Annotated in this window: 21 protein-coding genes; 13 read left to right on the top strand and 8 right to left on the bottom strand. The window is 71.3% G+C overall.

Annotation, left to right across the window (positions count from 1 at the left end):
* Nucleotides 1–2: 2 nt before the first annotated feature.
* From ACE3SG_RS15300 to ACE3SG_RS15290, 3 genes are all read right to left on the bottom strand, one after another.
* Complete coding sequence (locus tag ACE3SG_RS15300; RefSeq protein WP_374566326.1) at nt 3–683, bottom strand: helix-turn-helix transcriptional regulator; 681 nt, start codon at nt 681–683, stop codon at nt 3–5.
* Nucleotides 684–695: 12 nt separating this feature from the next.
* Complete coding sequence (locus tag ACE3SG_RS15295) at nt 696–1085, bottom strand: VOC family protein (protein ID WP_374566325.1); 390 nt, start codon at nt 1083–1085, stop codon at nt 696–698.
* A 134-nt stretch (nt 1086–1219) separates the two neighbouring features.
* Nucleotides 1220–1615, bottom strand: coding sequence for a VOC family protein (locus ACE3SG_RS15290; protein ID WP_374566323.1), 396 nt, complete (start codon nt 1613–1615; stop codon nt 1220–1222).
* 147 nt (nt 1616–1762) lie between these two features.
* On the opposite strand from ACE3SG_RS15290, the gene ACE3SG_RS15285 reads away from it, so the two are divergent.
* The 4 genes from ACE3SG_RS15285 to ACE3SG_RS15270 all read left to right on the top strand — a co-directional run bounded on the left by ACE3SG_RS15285 (nt 1763) and on the right by ACE3SG_RS15270 (nt 6990).
* Nucleotides 1763–2326 (top strand): ECF-type sigma factor, encoded by a 564-nt coding sequence (locus tag ACE3SG_RS15285; RefSeq protein WP_374566321.1) that lies wholly within the window; start codon nt 1763–1765, stop codon nt 2324–2326.
* 36 nt (nt 2327–2362) lie between these two features.
* On the top strand, nt 2363–5374 hold the full coding sequence (locus ACE3SG_RS15280; RefSeq protein ID WP_374566319.1) for a protein kinase: 3012 nt from the start codon (nt 2363–2365) through the stop codon (nt 5372–5374).
* A gap of 86 nt (nt 5375–5460) precedes the next feature.
* Nucleotides 5461–6138, top strand: a complete 678-nt coding sequence (locus ACE3SG_RS15275; RefSeq protein WP_374566318.1) for a hypothetical protein — start codon at nt 5461–5463, stop codon at nt 6136–6138.
* Nucleotides 6139–6375: 237 nt separating this feature from the next.
* Nucleotides 6376–6990, top strand: coding sequence for a DUF2087 domain-containing protein (locus ACE3SG_RS15270; protein ID WP_374566315.1), 615 nt, complete (start codon nt 6376–6378; stop codon nt 6988–6990).
* On the opposite strand, the gene ACE3SG_RS15265 is transcribed toward ACE3SG_RS15270, so the two are convergent.
* Nucleotides 6991–7284 (bottom strand): hypothetical protein, encoded by a 294-nt coding sequence (locus tag ACE3SG_RS15265; protein ID WP_374566313.1) that lies wholly within the window; start codon nt 7282–7284, stop codon nt 6991–6993.
* 77 nt (nt 7285–7361) lie between these two features.
* Nucleotides 7362–7823, bottom strand: coding sequence for an Lrp/AsnC family transcriptional regulator (locus ACE3SG_RS15260; protein WP_374566311.1), 462 nt, complete (start codon nt 7821–7823; stop codon nt 7362–7364).
* A 122-nt stretch (nt 7824–7945) separates the two neighbouring features.
* Between ACE3SG_RS15260 and ctlX the strand changes: the two genes are divergently transcribed.
* From ctlX to ACE3SG_RS15220, 8 genes are all read left to right on the top strand, one after another.
* Entirely contained in the window at nt 7946–8875 is a 930-nt protein-coding gene (ctlX, locus tag ACE3SG_RS15255; RefSeq protein ID WP_374566309.1) for a citrulline utilization hydrolase CtlX, read from the top strand.
* A 122-nt stretch (nt 8876–8997) separates the two neighbouring features.
* Entirely contained in the window at nt 8998–10641 is a 1644-nt protein-coding gene (locus ACE3SG_RS15250) for an FAD-binding oxidoreductase (RefSeq protein ID WP_374566307.1), read from the top strand.
* Nucleotides 10616–12256 carry a glycerol-3-phosphate dehydrogenase/oxidase gene (locus tag ACE3SG_RS15245; RefSeq protein ID WP_374566305.1) on the top strand — a complete coding sequence of 547 codons (1641 nt, stop codon included), beginning with the start codon at nt 10616–10618 and terminating at the stop codon, nt 12254–12256. The genes ACE3SG_RS15250 and ACE3SG_RS15245 overlap by 26 nt, the downstream gene beginning before the upstream one ends.
* Nucleotides 12253–13815, top strand: a complete 1563-nt coding sequence (locus ACE3SG_RS15240) for an FGGY-family carbohydrate kinase (protein ID WP_374566303.1) — start codon at nt 12253–12255, stop codon at nt 13813–13815. The genes ACE3SG_RS15245 and ACE3SG_RS15240 overlap by 4 nt, the downstream gene beginning before the upstream one ends.
* A gap of 50 nt (nt 13816–13865) precedes the next feature.
* Complete coding sequence (locus ACE3SG_RS15235; protein WP_374566301.1) at nt 13866–14945, top strand: AraC family transcriptional regulator; 1080 nt, start codon at nt 13866–13868, stop codon at nt 14943–14945.
* 95 nt (nt 14946–15040) lie between these two features.
* Nucleotides 15041–16348, top strand: a complete 1308-nt coding sequence (locus ACE3SG_RS15230) for a tryptophan--tRNA ligase (protein WP_374566299.1) — start codon at nt 15041–15043, stop codon at nt 16346–16348.
* 288 nt (nt 16349–16636) lie between these two features.
* Complete coding sequence (locus ACE3SG_RS15225) at nt 16637–17389, top strand: hypothetical protein (protein WP_374566297.1); 753 nt, start codon at nt 16637–16639, stop codon at nt 17387–17389.
* A 37-nt stretch (nt 17390–17426) separates the two neighbouring features.
* Nucleotides 17427–18224 (top strand): lysostaphin resistance A-like protein, encoded by a 798-nt coding sequence (locus tag ACE3SG_RS15220; RefSeq protein WP_374566294.1) that lies wholly within the window; start codon nt 17427–17429, stop codon nt 18222–18224.
* Between the two features lie 18 nt (nt 18225–18242).
* On the opposite strand, the gene ACE3SG_RS15215 is transcribed toward ACE3SG_RS15220, so the two are convergent.
* The gene (locus ACE3SG_RS15215) at nt 18243–18995 is read right to left on the bottom strand and encodes a hypothetical protein (protein ID WP_374566292.1); all 753 of its coding nucleotides are present in this window, start codon (nt 18993–18995) and stop codon (nt 18243–18245) included.
* A gap of 219 nt (nt 18996–19214) precedes the next feature.
* Nucleotides 19215–20267, bottom strand: a complete 1053-nt coding sequence (locus ACE3SG_RS15210) for a Gfo/Idh/MocA family protein (RefSeq protein WP_374566291.1) — start codon at nt 20265–20267, stop codon at nt 19215–19217.
* A gap of 206 nt (nt 20268–20473) precedes the next feature.
* Between ACE3SG_RS15210 and ACE3SG_RS15205 the strand changes: the two genes are divergently transcribed.
* Entirely contained in the window at nt 20474–20992 is a 519-nt protein-coding gene (locus tag ACE3SG_RS15205; protein WP_374566289.1) for a hypothetical protein, read from the top strand.
* Between the two features lie 7 nt (nt 20993–20999).
* Here the strand turns inward: ACE3SG_RS15205 and ACE3SG_RS15200 are convergent, their stop codons facing one another.
* Nucleotides 21000–21455, bottom strand: a complete 456-nt coding sequence (locus tag ACE3SG_RS15200) for a carboxymuconolactone decarboxylase family protein (RefSeq protein ID WP_374566287.1) — start codon at nt 21453–21455, stop codon at nt 21000–21002.
* Nucleotides 21456–21551: the final 96 nt, after the last annotated feature.

Here is a 21551-nt window from a genome sequence, read left to right as displayed (position 1 = left end):
GTTCAATCGCGCTCGACCGAGCGCAGCAGGTCGGACAGCGTCTTGCTCGCCTCGTCGCGAAACGGCACGTCGAGCATCGTGACTTCGGTGATGCGGTCGACCCGGAAATTGCGAAAGTCGTTGCGCTGCTCGCACCAGGCGCCCAGCGTCCACACCGCGCCCCAGTAGAAACAGCCGAGCGGGCGGATCGTGCGCGTGCTGTCTCGGCCGGCTTCGTCGCGGTAGACCAGCGCCAGCTTGCGGCGCAGCTCGATCGCGCCACGCAGGCGCTCGAGCCGGGTGCGCACCGGGTCGGTGTCGCCGTAGCTGGGGGCGTAGATCGCCAGGCTCTCGGCCGCCGCGCGGGCCGCCGTCGGCAGCACCGCCAGGATCTTCGACAGCGCCGCCTCGGCCGCGCGCGCCAGCTCGCCGTCGAGCCGCGGCTGGGCCAGCCGCACCGACGCGACCAGGGCCTTGGCTTCGTCGGTCGAGAACATCAGCGGCGGCAGGTCGTAGCCGGCCCCGAGCCGGTAGCCGACCCCCGCCTCGCCCTCGATCGGCACGCCCTGCGCCTGCAGGTCGGCCACGTCGCGGTAGACGGTGCGCAGCGACACCTCCAGCCGCTCGGCGAGGAACGCAGCGGTCGACAGGCGCCGGCCACGGATCAGCTGGACCAGCTCGAACAGTCGGTCGGCTCGGCGCATCGTGTGTCGTGCTCAGCTCATCGCGGTGCAGATCTCGACCAGCACGCCGTCGGGGCAACGCACGTAGGCCACCGTCTGGCCCCAGGGCTTGACGGTCGGCGGGGTCAGCAGCGTCGCGCCATGGGACACCGCCCGCTCGCAGGCCCCGGCCACATCGGTGGCCACCAGGCCGATCTCGACCCCCAGCGGCTTGTCCGACCGGTCGGCGGCCACGTAGTCGTGCCCCAGGCTGCCACGCGCCGTGTCGTGCTGCGCAAACGCCAGCGCCGTGGTGCCCGTCTCCAGCTCACCGTACCCGCCACCCGGCGCCACGAAGCGCCGCTTCAGGCCGAAGGCCCGCTCGAAAAACGCCAACGAAGCTTCGACGTCGGCGACGTACGCAATCGTGTAGGCAAAGTGCATATCGGTCTCCTGAATGTTCGCCCCCACGCCCCCTTCCGGGGGCTGCCCCCCAAGGGGGCTCGCGCAGCGGACCGGCCAAGCCGGATCCGCGCACGCCACTTGAATGGGCGACGCTACGCGCGCCAAAGTTTCGCTCAATGTGCGGCGTGAAGGCCGACGCGGTTGCCTTCGCTGTCCTCGATGTGCACGAAGGCACCCATGTCGCCCGGCAGGTCCACGCGCGGCAGCAACAGCTTGCCACCGGCTTCGCCCAGGCGGGCGACGACCACGTTCAGCGAGGGCTCGGCGTTCAGGTAGACCACCGTGCCGTTGGTGCTCGGCGCCGGCGCGTTGGTGCCGGCATACAGGCAGCCGCCCACGCCACTGCCTTCGGCATAGGGGAATACCGCCAGTGTCGTGTCAGGGCCCATCGCCTCGCGCCGCAGCGGGCGGGCGAAGAGGGTTTCGTAGAAACGCTGGGCACGGTCCAGGTCGCGCACCGGGATCTCGAACCAGTTCAGGGCCTGGGCGGGGGTCTTTTGTTCGCTCATCGTCTTCTCCTGTAGGGGGTGTGGTTGGTGTCCTGTCCCGGCAGCGGCATCGGCGCTCGGCACAGGTGTCATGCTGCGTCACCCCTGCTGACAACGTCGTGGCAGCAGGGGATTGCGCGGCGCAAGCTGGGGGGCTCCAATCGCCGCATGTCGTTCCCCGAGCCCACCGACCCCGGGCTGCCCGCAGGCCTGCCGGCCCACGGCCAGCTCGACGCGCTGTACGCCGACGCCTACCGCGAGCTGCGCCGGCTCGCGCGCGCGCGGCTGCACGGCGGTGGCCGCAACACGGTGCTCGACACGACCGCGCTGGTGCACGAGAGCTACCTGCGCCTGGCCCGGCACAGCGAGATCGCCTTCGAAGACAAGCTGCGCTTCATGGTCTACGCCGGCCGCGTGATGCGCTCGGTCATCATCGACCTGGTGCGCGAGCGCCAGGCCGAGCGCCGTGGCGGCGACGTGGCCCACGTGACGCTGACCACCCAGCTGGGCGAGCACCTGCCCGGCGATGCCGGCGAGGCCGAGATCCTGCGTGTGCACGACGCGCTCGAAGAGCTGGCCAAGCTCGACCCGCGCATGGCCCAGGTGGTCGAGCTGCGTTACTTCGCCGGCATGACCGAGCCCGAGATCGCGCAGGCCCTGGGCATCACCGATCGCACCGTCCGGCGCGATTGGCAGCAAGCCCGCCTGTTCCTGGCCGAAGCCTTGCGCTGACCGGCGCGACGCTTGGATTCACGGACCGCTCCTGCCGTGAGCTCTGCACCCTTGTTCGACATCGCCCCGGCCGAGTGGGCGCTGCTGCGCCGGCTGCTCGATGAGGCGATGGAGCTGCCTGCGGCAGATCGGCCGGGCTGGCTGGCCGCGCTGCCGCCCGAGCACGCCGCGCTGCGGCCGCGGCTGGAGAACCTGCTGTCGCACGCCGACGACGAGACCGACGGCACCGCGAGCGGTGGCAACACCACCCGCACCAGCCAGCGTTTCGGCAGCATGCCGCGGCTGGCGCCGATCGACAACCAGCCGCCCCCGCTGCCGCCCGACGCCGGCCCGTACCGCGCGATCCGCCTGCTCGGCGAAGGTGGCATGGGCCGGGTCTGGCTGGCCGAGCGCACCGACGGGCTGCTGCAGGGCCGCCCGGTTGCGCTGAAGCTGCCGATCGCGTCGTGGCACCACCCGCAGCTGGCCGAGCGCATGGCGCAGGAGCGCGAGATCCTCGCGGTGCTCGACCACCCGCACATCGCGCGCATCCACGACGCCGGCGTCACCACCGAGGGCCAACCCTTTCTCGCGCTCGAATACGTCGAGGGCGAACGCATCGATGCCTATGTGCACCGGCTCGGGCTGGACACGCGCCAGCGCATCGCGCTGTTCCTGCAGGTCACCAGCGCGGTGGCCCATGCCCATGCGCGGCTGGTGGTGCACCGCGACCTGAAGCCCGGCAACATCCTGGTCACCGCGCAGGGCCAGGTGCGGCTGCTCGACTTCGGCATCGCCAAGCTGCTGGCCGCCGACCCCGCCCAGGCCGAGCTGACCGCGCCGGCCCAGCGCGCGATGACGCCGCAGTACGCCGCGCCCGAGCAGATCCTGGGCCGGCCGATCGGCACCGCGGCCGACATCTACTCGCTCGGCGTCGTGCTGTACGAGCTGTTGACGGGTGTGTTGCCCTACCAGCCCAAGCGCGCATCGGCCGCGTCGCTCGAAGACACCATCCTCAGCACCGTGCCTGCCCGCCCGAGCCAGAAGGCCGCCGACGCCTCGACGCGCCGCCTGCTGCAAGGCGACCTCGACACCGTGCTGCTGAAGGCGCTGAAGAAAGACCCGGCCGAACGCTACGCCACGGTGCAGGCCCTGGCCGACGACCTGCAGCGCTGGCTCGACAACCGCCCCGTGGCCGCCCAGGCCGACAGTGCCTGGTACCACGCGCGCAAGTTCGTGCAGCGCAACCGGCTCGCGGTCGGGCTGGCGGGCGGCTTCGTGCTCTCGCTCGGCGCGGCACTCGGCGTGGCGCTGTGGCAGGCCAACGAGGCGCGCCAGCAAGCCGCCAAGGCCACCGCGATCACCGGCTTCCTGGTCGGGCTGTTCAAGGCCAACGACATCGAGCAGGCCGGCGGGCTGGCCAAGCGTGAGCAGAGCGTGCAGCAGTTGTTGGAGCACAGCGCCGACTCACTCGCCACCACCGGCCTGTCCGACCAACCCGAGGTGCGCGGCGAACTACAACGGGTCGTCGGCGGCCTGCTGCACGACCTCGAGATTCTCGAGACCGCCATTCGCGTCCGGCAAGCCCGCGTGACCAGCCTGAAGGAGCGACAGGCCCCACGTGCCCAGCAAGTGCTGGCCCTGCGCGAGCTGGGCGACAGCCTGCGCGAGAACAGCGACTGGGTCGCCGCGCGAGCGGCGTTGGATGAAGCGCATGCCCTGTGCGACGACTCAGCCTTGCGCGACAGTGCCGCCTGCCTCGGCGTGACGTTGGGCCTCGGCCGCGTCGACTACGCTGAGCGCAAAGTCGACGCGGCGCTGGCTCGCGTCGAGCCGCTGGTCGGCGCTTTGCAACGCCATCCGCAGGCCGGCGACGACCTGGCCGAGAGCTATGAGCTGCTGGCGCTGTTGCGCATGCTGCGCAACCAGCCCGACGCCTCACACGAGGCGTTCAAGCGTGCGTTGCAGCTGCGCCAGGCCGAATGGGGCGACGGTTCCGTGCGGCTGGCCGACATGCGCTATCGCTTTGGTCGCCACCTGTGGACCATGCGCCGCCTGGCGCAGGCCGAGGCAGCGCTGCGCGCCTCGTGGCAGACCACCAGCGCCGCACTGGGACCCGAGCACGTCGCCAGCGCACGCAGCGAGCTGTGGCTGGGCCGCCTGCAGACGACGGTCGGCTTGTCGGACGAAGGCATGGTGCATCTGCGCCATGCACGACAGGCGATGCAGGCACAAGCCGATCGGCTGGACCCTTCCGAGCTCTATCAAACCGAGGCCGCGTGGGCCGGTGCGCTGCTTTTCGATGGCCGACTGTCCGAGTCGAAAGTGGCGATCGATGAAGCCACCGCTCAACGGCAGCGCTTGGGCTCACGCGCCGGATCAGACCCGACGCTCGACCTGACCCAGGCCCGCTGGCTGCTCGACACCGGCCACTTTGCCGATAGCCGCGCGCTGCTGCTGAAGCTGCGCGACACCACGGTGACCCAGCTCGGGGCGCAGCACCCTTATGTGGCGGACCGCTTGTTGCGTCTGGCCCAGGTCGATCTGGCTGCCGGCGACCTGGGGGCGGCCGGGGCCGGCCTGACGGCGGCACTGGCCACCGAGGACAGCTTCGAGACCGTGTTCGGCACGCCCAAGCACCGGGCCCAGCTGCTGCAGGTGCAGCTGTGGCTGGAACAAGGCCACACCACCGAGGCCGCAGCACTGGCCGACAAGCTGCGCCAGCTCGCGGCGGCCACGCCCCGCGCCGAGCAGTACCGCGAATCGTTCCTGCTGCTGAACGAGACGGTGGGTCGGGCGCTCGCCGCCGCCGGCCGCGCCGCTGAAGCCTCCCCGTACTTCGAACAGTTCATCACCACACTCGAACCGGCCAACGCCCAGCACCCATGGCTGGCCATGGTGCGGGCCCATCACGCCGCCAGCCTGCTGAGCCAAGGCCTGGTGGCCGAAGCCCGGCGCCAGGCCGAGTTGGCCCACCGCGCCTTGTTGGCCCAGCCCTTGGCGGGGCCTCAGTTCTGGCGGCCACTGAAGGCCGTCGAAGCGCAGCTGGCGAAGGCCGGTCTGTCGTGATGGGGCCGCCTGTCCGGATCGGGCGGCCAAATGCGTTATTTGCTTTGAAGGCCCACTGTTGGGGTCGATTGACTGTAGGAGGACATATGGACACGTCAACTTCGCTGCGCACCAAGGTCTGGGCCGTGGCTCTGCCGTGGGTGCTCGCCGCCGGCTCGGGCTGGGCGGACGAAAACGGGCCGTTGCAGACTCAAAAGTGCAACGACCCGCCGCCTGCTTTCGATGCCAGCGTGATGCCGAACGGCGACATCGATCCGCTGATCACCGGCAAGTGGCTCAAGCCCGGCACGACCCGCACGACCGACGGCACCAACTCGCGTGAATCGCCTGAGCTGGGCGGGCCGAAGATCTTCAACACCAGCCAGACCTTCGAGTTCAAGGACCCGAAGGGCCTGATCAGCGGCAAGTACACCGAGATGATCGTCCAGGGCACCGACAAGAAGTGCAAGTGCCACCTGCGCATCCAGGTGCAACAGGGCTGCATCTCGCGCCTGCTGATCAACAAGTACGTGCACCCGCTGAAGCTGGTGGCCGACTACCGCGACGACCTGGGCGGCCGGATCGCGTCGAAGACAGCGTCTCGCTCGACCGACGGCACCACGATCAGCTTCGACCTGCGCACCCCTGTGTGCGCCGGCCAGGACACCCGCTGGCTGCTGCTGAACACCAGCATCGACGAGGTCGCGCCGCTGAACGTGCTGCAGTTCGTCTCGCCCGAGGGCCAGCTGTCGCAACCGCTGCCGTTCCACGTGCCGCTGTTTTGAGCGCCTGCCGACCGGCGCTATGATGCGCGCCGGTCGGCAGTTCACCCAGGCGTCGCCGCGTGGCCCCGTTCGAGATCGTTCTCGACGGCCCGAGCTAAACCTGCCCTGATCCTTTTTCTTGCCTTGGTCTGTTGAGCCCTGCGTTGAACGCGGCGCCTGAACCTTGGCTGCAAGTCGGCGACCCCAGCCCCCGGCCACACCACCGGGCCCGGTTCATGCGCGCGAGAAAGACGCACCATGACGACCATCGCCACGACCCCATCCTCTATTGCCGACCGCGGCCGCGACCGTGTGCCGCTGCATTGCGACGACCTGTCGCAGTTCGCCAAGACGCTGCGCCAGCAACTCGGTGAACACCTCGACAAATCGCCCGGCTCGGCGCCCAGCCATGTGCAGCTGCTGAACATGCTGGCCCGCGCGGCCGGCCACCGCAGCGTGCAGGCCCTGCGCGCCCAGGCCACGCTGACGCGGGCGCCCGCGCCGGCCGCCCCGGCGGCGAGCGCGGCCCACGCTGCCCCCGCCACCACGTTGGGCGCGCACGCGACCAAGGCCCTGACCCAGTTCGACGAGCACGGCCGCCTGGCCCGCTGGCCCTACAAGTTCGCGGTGCAGCGGCTGGCGATGTGGGGGCTGTGGCTGCGCTTCGATTCGGGCCGCATCTACACCGAGCGCGAGGTCAACGAGATCCTGAAGGCCTGGACGACCTATGGCGACCACGTGACGCCGCGGCGCGAGCTGGTCGAGATGAAGCTGCTCGGCCGCAAGCCCGACTGCTCGGCCTACTGGAAAGAGCCGCAGCGCCCGGCCGACGAGGTGCGGGCCATGCTGCAGGCGCTGCGCGCGCGGCGCTGATCAGTGCTCGCGCGGCCGCAGCGTCGCGGCGTGGCCCGCATCCGCTGCTGGCCACGCCAGCAGCCAGCCGAGCAGCGCCACCGCGCCCAGCACCTGCGCGGCCACGATGGCCGGCAGCAGCGCCACCGTGTCGATGACCCTGGCCGACAGCGGCAACGCACAGCACAGCAGGCAGGCCACCGCCAGGCCATAGAGCGCGGCGAACACGCGCCGTGCGCGGCGTGAGCGGGTGTGGCGCTCGGCGTCGAGCGGGTCGTGGCTGGTAGTCTGGCCGGTGGTTTGACTGGTCGTCATCGTGTTGCTCCCGTGATGACGACATTGGGCCCGGCCACAAGCTCAAGGGCTGAGCCCCGCGGCAGCGGTGGCCGCCGTCAGAACCGTTCGGATGCCAGCAGCAGGCTGGTCTCGGACTGCAGGATGCCGTCGATCAGCCGGATGCTGCCGAGCGCGGTGTTGAACGCGTCGAGCGATTCGGCCTGCAGCTCGGCGACGATGCCCCAGCGGCCGTTGGTCTTGTGCAGCGCGCGCACGCTGGGCTGGCCGCGCAGGGCGCGCAGCACCTCGTGCGCGCGGTTGCCGTCGACCGCGATCGTCATCAGCGCCCGCACCGGCGGTGCCGCCCCCGCCCCGGCCCCCAACCCGCCCAGCACCAGCGTGTAGCCGGCGATCACGCCGTCGCGCTCCAGCCGCGCCAGGCGGTTGTGCACCGTGCTGCGCGAGACGCCGGTCTTGCTGGCCAGCGCCGCCGTGCTCAGCCGCGCGTTGTCGCGCAGCAGGCCGATCAGGGCATGGTCGATGTCGTCGAGGGCCGCAGCGGCCTGGGCAGTGGGCATTTCGCGAACAAGGCTTGGCGATTTGCTCAGCATAGCCAGCAAACTGGTCGGTTCGCCGGCTTTTGTTTGGGCGGCACCCTGGCGAGACTGCGGCCGCCGAGCCACTTCGATCCGCTTCCCCCATGACCAGCACCGCCAGCCTTCAAGCCCCCCGCGCCGTCGTGATGATCCGCCCGCACGCTTTTCGCGTGAACCCGCAGACAGCCGCCGACAACGCCTTCCAGAGCCTGGTGGCCGCCACCGAATCGGGCCTGGCCGCGGCCGCATTCGAAGAGGTCAGCGCCGCCGCCGACCGGCTGCAGGCCGAAGGCGTGCGGGTGCACCTGTTCGACGACGACGGCCGCCACGACACGCCCGACTCGGTGTTTCCGAACAACTGGTTCTCGACCCACGCCGGTGGCCAGATCGCGGTCTACCCGATGGCGATGCCCAGCCGCCGCCGCGAGCGCCGCCCCGACGTGATCGAGCTGCTGAAGACCGAGTACCGGGTGCAGGACGTGATCGACTACTCGGGCCTGGCGCACGACGGCGTGTACCTCGAAGGCACCGGCGCGATGGTGCTCGACCACATCGGCCGCATCGCCTACACCGCGCGCTCGAACCGCGCCGACCCGGTCGCGCTGGAGCGCTTCTGCACCCACTTCAACTTCGAGCCGATGGTGTTCGACAGCGCCGACCGCCACGGCCGGCCGGTCTACCACACCAACGTGCTGATGTGCCTGGCCACCCGCTTCGCACTCGTCGGGCTGGACCTGATGACCGACCCGCGGCGCCGGGCCGAGGTCTGCCAGCGGCTCGAAGACAGCGGGCGCGAGGTGATCGCGCTGAGCCCGGCGCAGATCGCCGAGTTCGCCGCCAACGCGATCGAGCTGAGCAGCCCGGCTGGCCGGTTGCTGGCGTTGTCGACCCGCGCCGCCGCGGCGTTGACCGACAAGCAGCGCGCCACCATCGAGCGCAGCACCCGCCTCGTCGCGCTGCCGGTGCCAACGATCGAGCAGGCCGGCGGCTCGGTGCGCTGCATGATCGCCGGCATCCACCTGACGCGGCGTTGATCCCGTTGCGCGGCACGCCGCGTGGCCGCACGATGGCGCGTTGGCGCAAGCGCTTGGCGCGGCCCGGCAAGCCCTGGGCACCACCACTGCCTATGCTCGCCGGGACACCGAAGGAGCATGCATTGAGACGCTGGAACGGCTGGGGCGACACGACCGTCGGCCTCGAACTGAACGAGGCCGCCTTGGGCTTTCTGGCCGAGCGCATCGGCGCGGGCCAGGCGCCGGCCGATGCGGCGCTGAGCGCAGCGCTGGCACAGGTCGCCGACCAGCCATCGCGCCTGCCGCCGCACCCGCTGGTCAGCACCGACCCCGAGCAGCGGCTGCGCGCCAGCTTCGGCCAGAGCCTGGGCGACTGGCTGCGGCTGCGCTTCGGCCGGCTCGGCCGCATCACCGACGGTGTCGCCTGGCCGGAAAGCAACGACGAACTGCGCCAGGTGCTGGCCTGGGCCGGCACGGTGGGCGCGGTGGTGATCCCCTGCGGCGGCGCCACCAGCGTCGTCGGCCACCTGACGCCCCCCGAAGGCCAGCGGCCGGTGTTGACGCTGATGCTCGGCCGCCTGCGCCGCCTGCTGCAGCTGGATCCGCTGGCGCAACTGGCGACCTTCCAGGCCGGTGTCGCCGGCCCCGATCTCGAAGCCCAGCTGCGCGCGCAGGGCTGGACGCTCGGCCACTACCCGCAAAGCTTCGAGTACGCCACGCTGGGCGGCTGGGTCGTGACCCGTTCGTCGGGCCAGCAGTCGGCGCGTTATGGCCGCATCGAGGCGATGTTCGCCGGCGGCACGCTCGAAACGCCGACCGGGCCGCTGGTGATCCCGCCGTTCCCGGCCTCGGCCGCCGGGCCGGACCTGCGCGAATGGGTGCTCGGCTCCGAGGGCCGGCTGGGCGTGCTGACCGAGGCCATCGTGCGCGTGCAGCGCCTGCCCGAGCGCGAGGCGTTCGTCGGTGTCTTCCTGCCCAGTTGGGCGGCGGGCGAGGCCGCAGCGCGCGAGCTGGCGCAGGCGCGCCTGGGCCTGTCGATGCTGCGACTCGCGAACCCGACCGAGACCGTCACCACGTTGGCGCTGGCCGGCCACGCCAACGCCATCGCCTGGCTCGAACGCCTGCTGCGCTGGCGCGGTTGCGGCGAAGGCAAGGTGCTGCTGATGCTGGGGCTGACCGGCGGCGCGGCGCAGGTCAGCGCGATGCGCTCGCAGGCCCAGGCCATCCTGCGGCGCCACGGCGGTGTGTCGACCGGCACGCTGCTGGGCCGCAAGTGGCAGGCCAACCGCTTTCGCGGCGTCTACCTTCGCAACGCGCTGTGGGCGCGTGGCTACGCGGTCGACACGATGGAAACCGCGGTCGACTGGCCGCGCGTCGGCGCCACGATGGCGGCGATGGAGCAGGCTGGCAGCACCGCACTCGCGGCCTTCGGCGAGCGCTGCCACGCCTACACCCACCTGTCGCATGTCTACGCCCAGGGCTCGAGCGTCTACAGCACCTTCGTTTTTCGCATCGGCGACGATTTCGACAGCGCCTGGGCGCGCTGGACGGCGCTCAAGCGCGCGGTCAGCGAGGCGGTGGTGCGCTCGGGCGGCACGATCAGCCACCAGCACGGTATCGGCAAGGACCATGCGCCCTATCTGGCGGCCGAGAAAGGCGCGCGTGGCCTGCAGGCCTTGCAGGCGCTGGTCGCGCACTTCGACCCGCAAGGGCTGATGGCCAGCGGCAACCTGCTGCCCCCCCGCACCGATGACCGCACCGATGACCGCACCGATGAACCGCGCTGAAGACCTCGCCGCGCTGCGCAGCGGCGGCCAGTGGGACGTGCTGGTCGTCGGCGGTGGCATCGCTGGCGCCGGTGTCGCGCTCGAAGCGGCCCGCGCCGGCGCCAAGGTCGCGCTGGTCGAGGCGCGTGACTTCGCCGGCGGCACCTCGTCGCGCTCGTCGAAGCTGGTGCACGGTGGGCTGCGTTACCTCGGCCAGGGCCGCATCGGCCTGACGCGCGAATCGCTGCACGAGCGCGACGCGCTGCTGGCCCAGGCCGGCGGCCTGGTGCGCCCGCTGCGTTTCGTGTTGCCGCTGCGCCAGGGCGCCAAGCCGGGGCGGCGCACGCTGGGGCTCGGCCTGGGCCTGTACGACGCGCTGGCCGGCCGCCGCACCCGCGGCTGGCACAGCGCTGCCGAGGTGCTGGGCCAAGCCCCCGGGCTCGATGGCCACGGGCTGATCGGTGGCTGGTCGTACCTCGACGCGCAGGCCGACGATGCGCGGCTGGTGCTGCGCGTGCTGGCCGAGGCGCGCTCGCTCGGCGCCCGGGCGGTGAACCATGTGCGGGTCGACGCGCTGCTGCGCGCCGACAGCCCGACACCCAGCGGCGCGATCGTGCAAGGCGCACGCCTGGTCGACACGGTGACCGGCGAGGCTCTCGACCTGCGCGCGCGCTGCGTCGTCAACGCCACCGGCGTCTGGGCCGACGTGTTGCGCACCTCGCTCGGCCACGCCCCGCTGCTGCGGCCCTTGCGCGGCAGCCACCTGCTGCTGCCCGACTGGCGGCTGCCGCTGGCGCAGGCGGTGGCGCTGTTCCACCCGCTCGACCAGCGGCCGGTGTTCGCGCTGCCGTGGGAGGGCGCCACGCTGGTCGGCACCACCGACCTCGACCACCGCGACGACCTGGCGCACGAGCCCGGCATCACCCGCGCCGAGCTCGACTACCTGTTGCAGGCGCTGCAGCACGCCTTCCCGGCGCTGGCGCTGGGCGAAGCCGACGTGCGCTCGACCTGGGCCGGCGTGCGGCCGGTGGTCAGCTCGGGCCGCAACGTCGACCCATCGAGCGAACCACGCGAGCACCTGGTGATCGACGAGCAAGGCCTCGTCACCGTCACCGGCGGCAAGCTGACGACCTTTCGCTCGACCGCGCGGCAGGCCTTGCGCTGCGCCGCCCGCCATGTGCCGGCGCTGGCCGGCGCGGGGTCCGACGGGGCCATCTTCGCGCCGCGCACGGCCGCGTCGGCGGCGCTCGACACGTTGCCCCCCGCGCTGCGCGAGCGCTGGGCCGCCCGCTTCGGCGACGACGCGCCAGGGCTGCTGCAGGCCGCGCAGCCAGGTGATCTGCAGACCATCGCCAACACCGGCATCGCCTGGGCCGAGCTGCGCTGGGCCTGCCACCACGAAGCCGTGGTGCACCTGGACGACCTGCTGCTGCGCCGCACCCGGCTCGGCCTGCTGCTGCGCAACGGCGGCGCCGAACTCGCGCCGCGCCTGCAGCCACTGGTGCAGCAGGCGCTGCATTGGAGCGACGACGAATGGCAGCGCGAGTGGGCGCGCTACCGAGCCCTGGTCGCACGCTGCTACGCGTTGCCGCCAAAGATTGCCGACGTCATCTCCGACCCTGGAAAACAGGTATGAACGACCCCCTGCTGCTGTCGCTGGACTGCGGCACCCAAAGCGTGCGCGCGCTGCTGATCGACCTGCACGGCAACATCCGCGGCAAGGCCCAGCAAGGCTTCGACGACTACGTGTCGCTGCACGAGGGCTGGCACGAGCACGACGCCGAGACCTTCTGGCAGGCCGCGGCCAGCGTCTGCCGGCGCGTGCTGCAGGCCCATGCGCACGAGCATGCGGCCGAGCGCGTGAAGGGCCTGGCGGTCACCACCCAGCGCGGCACGCTGCTGCCGGTGGACGCCGCGGGCCGCCCGCTGCGCCGCTTCATCACCTGGCTCGACCAGCGCCGCGCGAGCCGGCTGCCGCCGATCAGCCCGTGGTGGCGGCTGGCGTTCAAGGCCGTCGGCATCGCACCGACGATCGACTACTTCCAGCGCGAAGCCGAGGCCAACTGGATCGCCGAACACGAGCCCGAGGTGCTGGCCCGCACCCACAAGCTGCTGCTGGTGTCGGGCTGGTTGAACTACCGGCTGACCGGCCGCTTTGCCGACTCGGTCGCGTCGCAGGTCGGCTACCTGCCGTTCGACTTCAAGCGCCAGCAATGGGCCGGCCCGCGCGACTGGAAGTGGCAGGCGCTGCCGCTGCGGCCCGAGCACCTGCCCGAGCTGGTGCCGGCCGGCGACACGCTCGGCGGCCTGACGCGCGAGGCGGCGGCCGCCACCGGGCTGCCCGAGGGGCTGCCGGTGATCGCCGCCGCGGCCGACAAGGCCTGCGAGATCGTCGGCGCCGGCGCGGTGGCGCCGCACATCGGCGCCGTGTCGTACGGCACCACCGCGACGATCGACGTCACGACGCCGCGTTATGTCGAGGCGCTGTCGTTCATCCCGCCGTACCCGGCCCTGCTGCCGGGTCAGTTCAACACTGAGGTGCAGATCTTTCGCGGCTACTGGCTGGTGCGCTGGTTCAAGGACCAGTTCGGCCACCCGGAGGTGGCCGAAGCGCTGGCCGCCGGTGTCAGCCCCGAGGCGCTGTTCGACCGCCTGGTGGCCCAGGTGCCGCCCGGCTCGCAGGGGCTGATGCTGCAGCCTTACTGGACACCCGGCATCCGCCACCCGGGGCCGGACGCGCGCGGCGCGATCATCGGCTTCTCTGACGTGCACACCCGCGCCCACCTGTACCGCGCGATCCTCGAAGGGCTGGCCTATGCGCTGCGCGACGGCAAGGAGCGGATCGAAAAGCGCAGCGGCACGCCGATCACCGAGCTGCGCGTGTCGGGCGGCGGCGCGCAGTCGGACGCGGCGATGCAGCTGACCGCCGACATCTTCGGCCTGCCGGCCACGCGGCCGCACACCTTCGAGACCTCGGGCCTGGGCGCGGCGATCGCCGCCGCGGTGGGCCTGGGCCTGCACCGCGACTTCGCAAGCGCGGTCGCGGCGATGACGCGGCTGGGCCAACGCTTCGAGCCCCACCCGCAGCACCACGCGCTGTACGACGCGCTCTACCACGGGGCCTACCAGCGCATGTACGGCCGCCTGGCGCCGTTGTACGCGCAGCTGCAGCGGGTGCTGCGCACGGCGCGCTGACCGGCAGGCGCCGCCCGGCGGCCCGGGCGTGATGCGTCACACTGCGGGCCATGCCGCCCGTTGCCGCCCCCCACCCGCCACGCCTGCCGCCGCTGGAGCGCGCCCGGGTCGTCGGCGCCTATGCCAACACCGCGGTCGAGACCGCCCGCGACCAAGGCGCCGACCTGGCGCGCCTGGCCCAGGCCTGCGGGCTGGCCACGCTGACGCCGGCACCGGACCTGTCCGTGCGCCAGTACATGCGCCTGCTCGACACCGCCGCGGCGCAGCTGGGCAACCCGGCGTTCGGCCTGCAGGTCGGCCAGCGCATGCGCCTGGCCACCTTCGCCGGCTACGGCCTGGTGCTATGCACCTGCGCCGACTTTCGCGCCGCCGCGGCGCAGACCTGCCGCTTCGAGGGCCTGGCGCACGACCTGGGCCGCTCGGAGATCGTCGAGGGCGACGGTGTCGCGCACTACTACTGGCACTCTCCCTGGCTCGACCAGCCCGGCGCGCGCCAGCTGAGCGAAAGCGTGGTCGCCGGCATCCGCGCCTTTGCGCACTGGCTGGCCGGCGGTGCGCTGCCGGCCAGCGAGGTGCGCTTCACCCACGCGCGGCCGGCGGAGATGTCGGCCGAGCTCTACGAGCAGGCGCTGGGCGTGCCGGTGTCGTTCGGCGCGCCGGTCACCGAGCTGCGTTTTCCGTCGGCGGTGCTCGATGCGCAGATCCCGCACGCCGACACCAGCCTGTTCCCCGAGCTGGAGCGCCTGGCCGGCGAGCGGCTGCAGGCGCGCGACCGCGCCTCGCAAGAGCCGCCGCTGCTGCGCCAGGTACGCGAGCAGGTGCAGGCCCGGCTGATGCACGACCGCGCGACGCTCGGCGAGGTGGCGGCCGCGCTGGCCTTGTCGGGCCGCTCGCTGCAGCGCCGGCTGGCCGAGGCCGGCATGCCGTTCACGACGCTGGTCGACGAGACCCGGCGCGAGCTGGCCCAGCGCTACCTGCGCGACGCCAGCCTGAGCCTGACCGAGGTCGCGTTCCTGCTTGGCTACGGCCAGCAAAGCAGCTTCAACCACGCGTTCCGGGCCTGGTTCGACTGCACGCCAGCGGCGTGGCGGGCCCAGGCCCTGCAGGCCGCCGCGGCGCCGGTGGCCTGAGCGGCCGCACGCGCCCGGCACCATCGGCGCAAAGCCGGCCACAATCGCGCGATCCGGCCACCCCGGCCACCGTGACTTTTCCCATCCCTGCAGCCATGGCCCAACGCGTTCTCACCGGCATCACCACCACCGGCACCCTGCACCTCGGCAATTACGTCGGCGCGATCCGCCCGGCCATCGCGGCCAGCCGCGAGGCGGGTGTCGAGAGCTTCTATTTCATGGCCGACTACCACGCGCTGATCAAGTGCGACGACCCGGCCCGCATCGAGGCCTCGCGCCTGCAGATCGCCGCCACCTGGCTGGCCGCCGGGCTGGACCCGGCCAAGGTCACCTTCTACCGCCAGAGCGACATCCCCGAGATCCCCGAGCTGACCTGGCTGCTGACCTGCGTCACCTCCAAGGGCCAGATGAACCGCGCCCACGCCTACAAGGCCTCGGTCGACGCGAACCTGGCCGCCGGCGAGGACGCCGACGCCAACATCTCGATGGGGCTGTACAGCTACCCGATCCTGATGGCGGCCGACATCCTGATGTTCAACGCGCACCGCGTGCCGGTGGGCAAGGACCAGGTGCAGCACATCGAGATGGCGCGCGACGTGGCGCAGCGCTTCAACCACCTTTTCGGGCAGGGCCAGGAGTTCTTCGTGCTGCCCGAAGCGCAGACCGACGCCGAGATGGAGCTCTTGCCCGGCCTCGATGGCCGCAAGATGAGCAAGAGCTACGACAACGCGATCCCGTTGTTCGAGGGCGGTGCCAAGGCGCTGCGCGAGGCGATCGCGCGCATCGTGACGGACTCGAAGCTGCCGGGCGAGCCGAAGGAGCCCGAGGGCACCGCGCTGATGACGATCTACGACGCCTTCGCAACGCCGGCGCAGCGCGCAGCCTTCCGCGCCGAGCTGCGCGGCGGCCTGGCCTGGGGCGAAGCAAAACAGCGCCTGTACGACCTGATCGACGCCGAGATCGGCCCGATGCGCGACAAGTACGACGCGCTGATGGCGCACCCTGAACGCATCGAAGCCGCGCTGCAAGAAGGTGCCGCCAAGGCGCGCGCGATCGCCGCGCCGTTGCTGGCGCGCCTGCGCGAGGCGGTCGGCCTGCGCCGCTTCCAGCCGCTGAAGGCCGCGGTGGCCGAAGCGCCGAAGGCCAAGGCCGCGTTGCCGGTGTTCAAGCAGTATCGCGAGGCCGATGGCCGCTTCTACTTCAAGCTCAGCGCACACGACGGCCGGGTGCTGCTGCAAAGCGAAGGTTTTGCCGGCGGCCGCGATGCCGGCGAGTGGGTCAAGAAGCTGAAGACCGAAGGCGCCGCGGCGCTCGCCGGGGCGCCGGTGGCGCGCGGCGACGGGGTGGCCGACAGCGAGGTGGCCGAGGCCCTGGCGGCCCTGGTGGCCGCGGCCGCCGAGTAGGGCCTGTTGACACTACGGAGACCCGATGCGTTGCCACCAGAACAAGTCGAGCGCAAGGCGCAAAACGAAGCCGGGGTGCAGCCCCGGCGAGGCTTTGCAACGCCGCGGTCGGCTGTTCTGGTGGCAACCCTTCGGGAACGGGCCGTGCAGGGCGCATGGCGTCGTTGCCCACCTTGCCCAGGCACCAGCCTGGGTGGCGGCGGGCGCCTTGCCCTGCATCCCTGCACGACCCGTTCGCACGGGCCTCCGTAGCGTTAACAGGCCCCAGTCGACCGCAGCGAGGTGGTGATGCTCGACAGCCTGCTGGCCGGCATCCACAAGTTCAGCCCGTTCCTGCTGTTGTTGCTGGCGGTGACGTTCGCCTGGTGGTGGCGGCGCGACCAGGCGTTGCGGCGCGAGGCCTACATCCGCGAGGCCCAGCTGCCGCGCGGCCTGTACGACGCGCTGCGCAAGCGCCGGCCCGAGCTGAGCCTGAAGGACTGCCAGCTGGTCAACACCGCGCTGCGCCAGTTCTTTCTCGCGCACCTGAAGAGCGGCCGGCGCTACGTGTCGATGCCGTCGCAGGTGGTCGACGACCTGTGGCACGAGTTCATCCTGCACACCCGCAACTACGACGAGTTCTGCCGCCGCGCGTTCGGCCGCTTTCTGCACCACACGCCGGCGGCCGTGCTGGGCAGCGGCGGCGGCAAGACCAACGCCGGGCTGCGCCGCTGCTGGTGGCACGTGTGCAAGCTCGAGAACATCAACCCGCGCCAGGCCACAAGGCTGCCGCTGCTGTTCGCGCTCGACCACAAGCTCGGCGTCGCCGGCGGCTTCGTCTATGCGCTCGACTGCAGCAACACCTTGCGCCGCGCCGATGATGGCAGCGTCGTCTACTGCGGCGCCGACCTCGGCACCTACGGCGAAGGCAACTTCGGCGACGGTGGCGGCAGCGCCAGCGGCTGGAGCTTCAGCGGCTTCAGCTTCGGCAGCGATGGCGGTGGAGACGGCGGCGGCGACGGGGGCGGGAGCTGCGGTGGTGGTGGATGCGGCGGCGATTGACACAAGGGCGCGCCACAGCGGCAGCCCCTGACCCCCGATGAACGAACCCCACGCGCCATTCCCGAACGCGTTCCAGGCGTTCTTGCTGGTCGTCGCGCTGTTCCTCGCCGAGGTGCTGTTCGGCGCCTTGCTCAGAGACTTCAACGGCGTGCTCGGGCTGGGCGAATGGTCGCTCGATGCGCTCGACGTGGTGCTGGCCAACGGGCTGGTGCTGAGCATCGTGCTGCACCGCATGGGCCTGAGCCACCGGGTGCTGATCCACCCGTCCAGCGCGTCGCCCCACGCGACCTTCTGGCTGCTGCTCGGGCCGATCCTGGCGGTCACGCCGGTGATGGTGCTGGTGCTGGGCGTGCTCAACGACTGGCTGACGCAGCTGCTGCCGCTGTCGGCCTGGGAGCAGGCCGCGTTCGAGCACATGGCCGAGGGCGGCTTCGTCGCGGTGACCACGGTCTGCCTGCTCGGGCCGGTGCTCGAAGAGCTGCTGTTTCGCGGCGTGGTGCTGCGCGGCTTCTTGCAGCTGTACCCGCGCGGCGCGGCGATCACCGGCTCGGCGCTGCTGTTCGGGTTTGCGCACCTGAACATCCACCAGTTCCTGGTCGCGATGGTGATCGGCACGCTGGCGGGCTGGCTCTACGACCGCACCCGCTCGCTGCTGCCCTGCATCACCTTGCACGTGGCGTTCAACACCAGCATCACGCTGCTGGGCCAATGGGCCGATGACCTGCCCGACGACACCGAGGTGCCGCTGCTGGCCTGGCTGCTCGCCGCCGGCCTGGGCGCCGTGGGGGCCGCCCTGCTGCGCCGGCTGCTGGTGCGCCCGGCGCCGCGCGGGTAGGGTGCGCCGATACGGCGGTCAGAAGCGGTACTGCATGCGCAGCGTGAACATGCCGCCGTGCTTGCTGTAGACCGTGCCGAGCAGGTAGGCCGCCTGGTAGAGCAAGGCCTTGTCCGGGCCGCTGCCCTGGCCCAGGTCGACATGGCCGAAGAAGGCCGGGCCGGCGCGGTGCGACTGGCGGCTGTTCTCGTTCCAGTGGCTCCAATGGCCGAGTTCGCCGAAGCCCTGCAGGCCAAAATCCATCAGCGGGTGCCAGCGGTGGCGCAGCTGCCACTGGTACTTCATCTGGATCGGCTTGCCGTCCTCAGGCTCGAAGCTGCGCTCGAAGAAGATGTTGGCGTTCAGCTGGGTGCGGCCAAGGTCGGTCTGCAGCACCGGGCCGTATTCGAGCGCATAGGTCTGGCCGCCGTAGCCGGCCTGGCGGATCAGGCTGGCGTGCAACGCCAGGTCGATCGGCCATTCGCCCTGCGTCAGCAAGACATCGTTCTGCCAGGTCAGCGAGCTGGGCACCACGTCCCAGTTCGACGGGCCGATCGTGCTGTACAGCAGCTCGGTGGTCCAGCGGGTGTTGACGCCGTAACCCAGGCCCAGCTCGGGCCAGATGGTTTCGGGCCGGCCGCCGAACTTGACCGTCCAATAGCGGAAATCGACCGTGCGCAGGCCGGCGTTGTCGTACGCGGTGACGACGTAGTAGCCGGGGTCGGCGTAGGCGGGCGCGGTGGGCAGCAGCCCCACCAGCGCGGCGACCAGCCAAAGAAGGATTCGATGCACGGGCAGGCTCCGGCGGCCGCAGGCAGCCACTCTTGCTCGCAGTCTGCGGCCCCGCGCCCGGCCACGAAGGCCGAAAAAGCGCCGCCTTGGTCGGCCGTCTGCTCACCAGGCGCGCGCAGCGCCGCCGCCCATCAAGTGGCGTGCGCGGATCCGGCTTGGCCGGTCCGCTGCGCGAGCCCCCTGGGGGGCAGGCCCCGGAAGGGGCCGTGGGGGCCCGGTTCACTCCCACGGGTAACGCACCCCCATCTGGGCACGAATGCGGTCCATCCAGCCCAGCGTGGCCAGCGTGTCGGCGTGCGACATCACCGCGCTCTCGACGCGGCCGGCGCGTGCGCAGCGCACCGCCTCGTCGATCTCGCCTTCGAAGCCGTTGATCGCCAAAGGCGCCTGCACCAGCACCGGCGCCTGGCCGTCGACATGCAGCTGGGCTTCGGTGGCCTCCCAGAAGGTTCGGGGCACGACGATGTGGCCGTGCTGGCCGAAGATGCGCAGCCCGTTGTCGGCCGCGCCGTCGAAGCCGCAGGTGAACTGCGAGGCAAGCCCGCGGCCAAAGTCCAGCGTGGCCCAGACGCGTTGATCGACCCCGGTCGGCGCCAGCTGGCCGCTGGCCTGCAACGCCTCCGGCTCGGGGCAGTCGCCCAGCGCCTGCTGCAGCACCCAGCGCGTCATCGTCAGGTTGTAGACGCCCAGGTCGAGCAGCGCCCCGCCGGCCAGCGCCGGGTCGTACAGGCGGCTCGCCGGCTCGTACGGTGCGTCGAAGCAGAAGCTCGACTGCAGGCCACGCAGCGGGCCGATCGCGCCGTCGGTCAGCCAGGCCTTGATCGTCGCGTAGACGGGCAAAAAGCGCGTCCACACCGCCTCCATCAAGAACACGCCGCGCTCACGCGCCAGCCCGACCAGCGGCAGCGCCTCGGCTCGGCTGGCGACCAGCGGCTTCTCGCACAGCACCGCCTTGCCGGCCAGCAGCGCCTGGCGGACCGCGCCGCCGTGAAAGGCGTGCGGTGTGGCGATGTAGACACCGTGCACGTCGGGCCGCGCCAGCGCGGCGGCCAGGTCGGCAATGGCGGGGATGGCAGGGATGGGGGGCGCCCCCTCGCGGGTCCAGTGGTCGGCAAAGGCCTGGGCGCGGCCCAGGTCGCGCCCTTGCACCACCGCCAGGTGCATGCCGGGCAGCCGGTGCACCGCCTCAGCGAAGCGGTGGGCGATGCGACCGGGGCCGACCAGGGCCCAGCCGAACGAGGGCGAGACGGGCGTCGAAGGCAGGGTGCTCATCGGCCGATTATCCGAAGCCTGGCACGGCTTGCGGGCGCGTGCGCGAACGCGCGGTGAGTGCCCGCGCCGGCGCTAAAGGTTGAACCGCCGCGCCCCCTAGAAGCCGGCTATCGCGGCACCGAGGCGGGTGCTAGTTTTCGCCCGCGTCGGCCGGGCTTGGCGGGCGCTGATTTCCCCAAAACACAGGAGATGACAGCATGCGAACGATGGCTTTGATTCTGGCGGCCTCGCTGTTCAGCGCGGGCGCCTTGGCCGCCGGCTATTCGGAGAAAAAATCAGGCGACCTGGCCGACAGCGGGCTGACGCCGACGGCGGTCAAGCTCAAGCTCGGCGACAACGTGGTCTCGGGCAACTACGGCACCAAGAACGGCGTGACCGACCGCGACTACTTCACCATCAAGATCGCCGCCGGCCAGCAGCTGGACGCGATCATCCTCGAGCCCGAGACGCTGGTCGGCCTGAACGTGTCGTTCATCGGCGTGCAAAAGGGCAAGCAAGTCACCGTGCCGCCGGTCGGTGGCTCGCCCGAAGACCTGCTGGGCTGGACCCACTACGGCACCGACGACGAAGGCACCGACATCCTGCCGGCGATGGGCACCGGCACCGGCGCCAAGGGCTTCGTGCCGCCGCTCGGCCCGGGCACCTACAGCTTCTGGGTCCAGGAGCTGGCGAGCTGCGCCTGCAAGTTCCGCTTCACGTTCCGCGTCGGCACGAGCGCTGAATAGGGGCCCTTCAAACCTTCTCGGGCACCGGGTTGCGAAAGCCCACGTTGAGCAGGTTCCACGCATTGATCGTGGCGATCGTGAAGCCGAGCTCGGCGATCTCGGTGTCCGAGAAGTGCTCGCGCAGGCGGGCGAACTCTTCGTCGCTGGCGTCGCTGTTCGGCGTCGCGGTGATCAGCTCGGCCCAGCGCAGCGCGGCGCGTTCACGCTCGCTGAAGAACGGGGCCTCGCGCCAGCCGGCCAGTGCATTCAGGTGGCGCGCATCGACGTCGTGCTTGATCAGGTCGCGCCAGTGCATGTCGATGCAGTAGGCGCAGCCGTTGATCTGCGACACGCGCAGCAAGACCAGGTCGACCAGCTTCACGCCGAGCGAGCTGGCGTGCACGGTGGCCGACAGCGCCAGCAGCGCCTGGAACGACTTCGGGGCCAGTTGGTAGTACGGGACGCGGGGAGCGTGGGTCGTCATGGCAAGACACTTTCGATTCGGGTTGGAGGGAAATCGGCAACCGTCTTTGTCGGTTCCTGCTTGTTAGACGCGGGGCGCGTGGCCGTTGTGACAGCG

Source organism: Ideonella sp. (assembly GCF_041914305.1).
Taxonomy (GTDB): domain Bacteria; phylum Pseudomonadota; class Gammaproteobacteria; order Burkholderiales; family Burkholderiaceae_C; genus Ideonella.
Note: the sequence above shows the minus strand (reverse complement) of the source record. Positions and strands in the feature narration are given on the sequence as shown.

Excerpts from the sequence above, each read along its gene's own strand:
- ACE3SG_RS15300 (WP_374566326.1), bottom strand. The coding sequence starts at position 683 with ATGCGCCGAGCCGACCGACTGTTCGAGCTGGTCCAGCTGATCCGTGGC.
- ACE3SG_RS15295 (WP_374566325.1), bottom strand. The coding sequence starts at position 1,085 with ATGCACTTTGCCTACACGATTGCGTACGTCGCCGACGTCGAAGCTTCG.
- ACE3SG_RS15290 (WP_374566323.1), bottom strand. The coding sequence starts at position 1,615 with ATGAGCGAACAAAAGACCCCCGCCCAGGCCCTGAACTGGTTCGAGATC.
- ACE3SG_RS15285 (WP_374566321.1), top strand. The coding sequence starts at position 1,763 with ATGTCGTTCCCCGAGCCCACCGACCCCGGGCTGCCCGCAGGCCTGCCG.
- ACE3SG_RS15275 (WP_374566318.1), top strand. The coding sequence starts at position 5,461 with ATGGACACGTCAACTTCGCTGCGCACCAAGGTCTGGGCCGTGGCTCTG.
- ACE3SG_RS15270 (WP_374566315.1), top strand. The coding sequence starts at position 6,376 with ATGACGACCATCGCCACGACCCCATCCTCTATTGCCGACCGCGGCCGC.
- ACE3SG_RS15265 (WP_374566313.1), bottom strand. The coding sequence starts at position 7,284 with ATGACGACCAGTCAAACCACCGGCCAGACTACCAGCCACGACCCGCTC.
- ACE3SG_RS15260 (WP_374566311.1), bottom strand. The coding sequence starts at position 7,823 with ATGCCCACTGCCCAGGCCGCTGCGGCCCTCGACGACATCGACCATGCC.
- ctlX (WP_374566309.1), top strand. The coding sequence starts at position 7,946 with ATGACCAGCACCGCCAGCCTTCAAGCCCCCCGCGCCGTCGTGATGATC.
- ACE3SG_RS15245 (WP_374566305.1), top strand. The coding sequence starts at position 10,616 with ATGACCGCACCGATGAACCGCGCTGAAGACCTCGCCGCGCTGCGCAGC.
- ACE3SG_RS15240 (WP_374566303.1), top strand. The coding sequence starts at position 12,253 with ATGAACGACCCCCTGCTGCTGTCGCTGGACTGCGGCACCCAAAGCGTG.
- ACE3SG_RS15235 (WP_374566301.1), top strand. The coding sequence starts at position 13,866 with ATGCCGCCCGTTGCCGCCCCCCACCCGCCACGCCTGCCGCCGCTGGAG.
- ACE3SG_RS15230 (WP_374566299.1), top strand. The coding sequence starts at position 15,041 with ATGGCCCAACGCGTTCTCACCGGCATCACCACCACCGGCACCCTGCAC.
- ACE3SG_RS15225 (WP_374566297.1), top strand. The coding sequence starts at position 16,637 with ATGCTCGACAGCCTGCTGGCCGGCATCCACAAGTTCAGCCCGTTCCTG.
- ACE3SG_RS15220 (WP_374566294.1), top strand. The coding sequence starts at position 17,427 with ATGAACGAACCCCACGCGCCATTCCCGAACGCGTTCCAGGCGTTCTTG.
- ACE3SG_RS15210 (WP_374566291.1), bottom strand. The coding sequence starts at position 20,267 with ATGAGCACCCTGCCTTCGACGCCCGTCTCGCCCTCGTTCGGCTGGGCC.
- ACE3SG_RS15205 (WP_374566289.1), top strand. The coding sequence starts at position 20,474 with ATGGCTTTGATTCTGGCGGCCTCGCTGTTCAGCGCGGGCGCCTTGGCC.
- ACE3SG_RS15200 (WP_374566287.1), bottom strand. The coding sequence starts at position 21,455 with ATGACGACCCACGCTCCCCGCGTCCCGTACTACCAACTGGCCCCGAAG.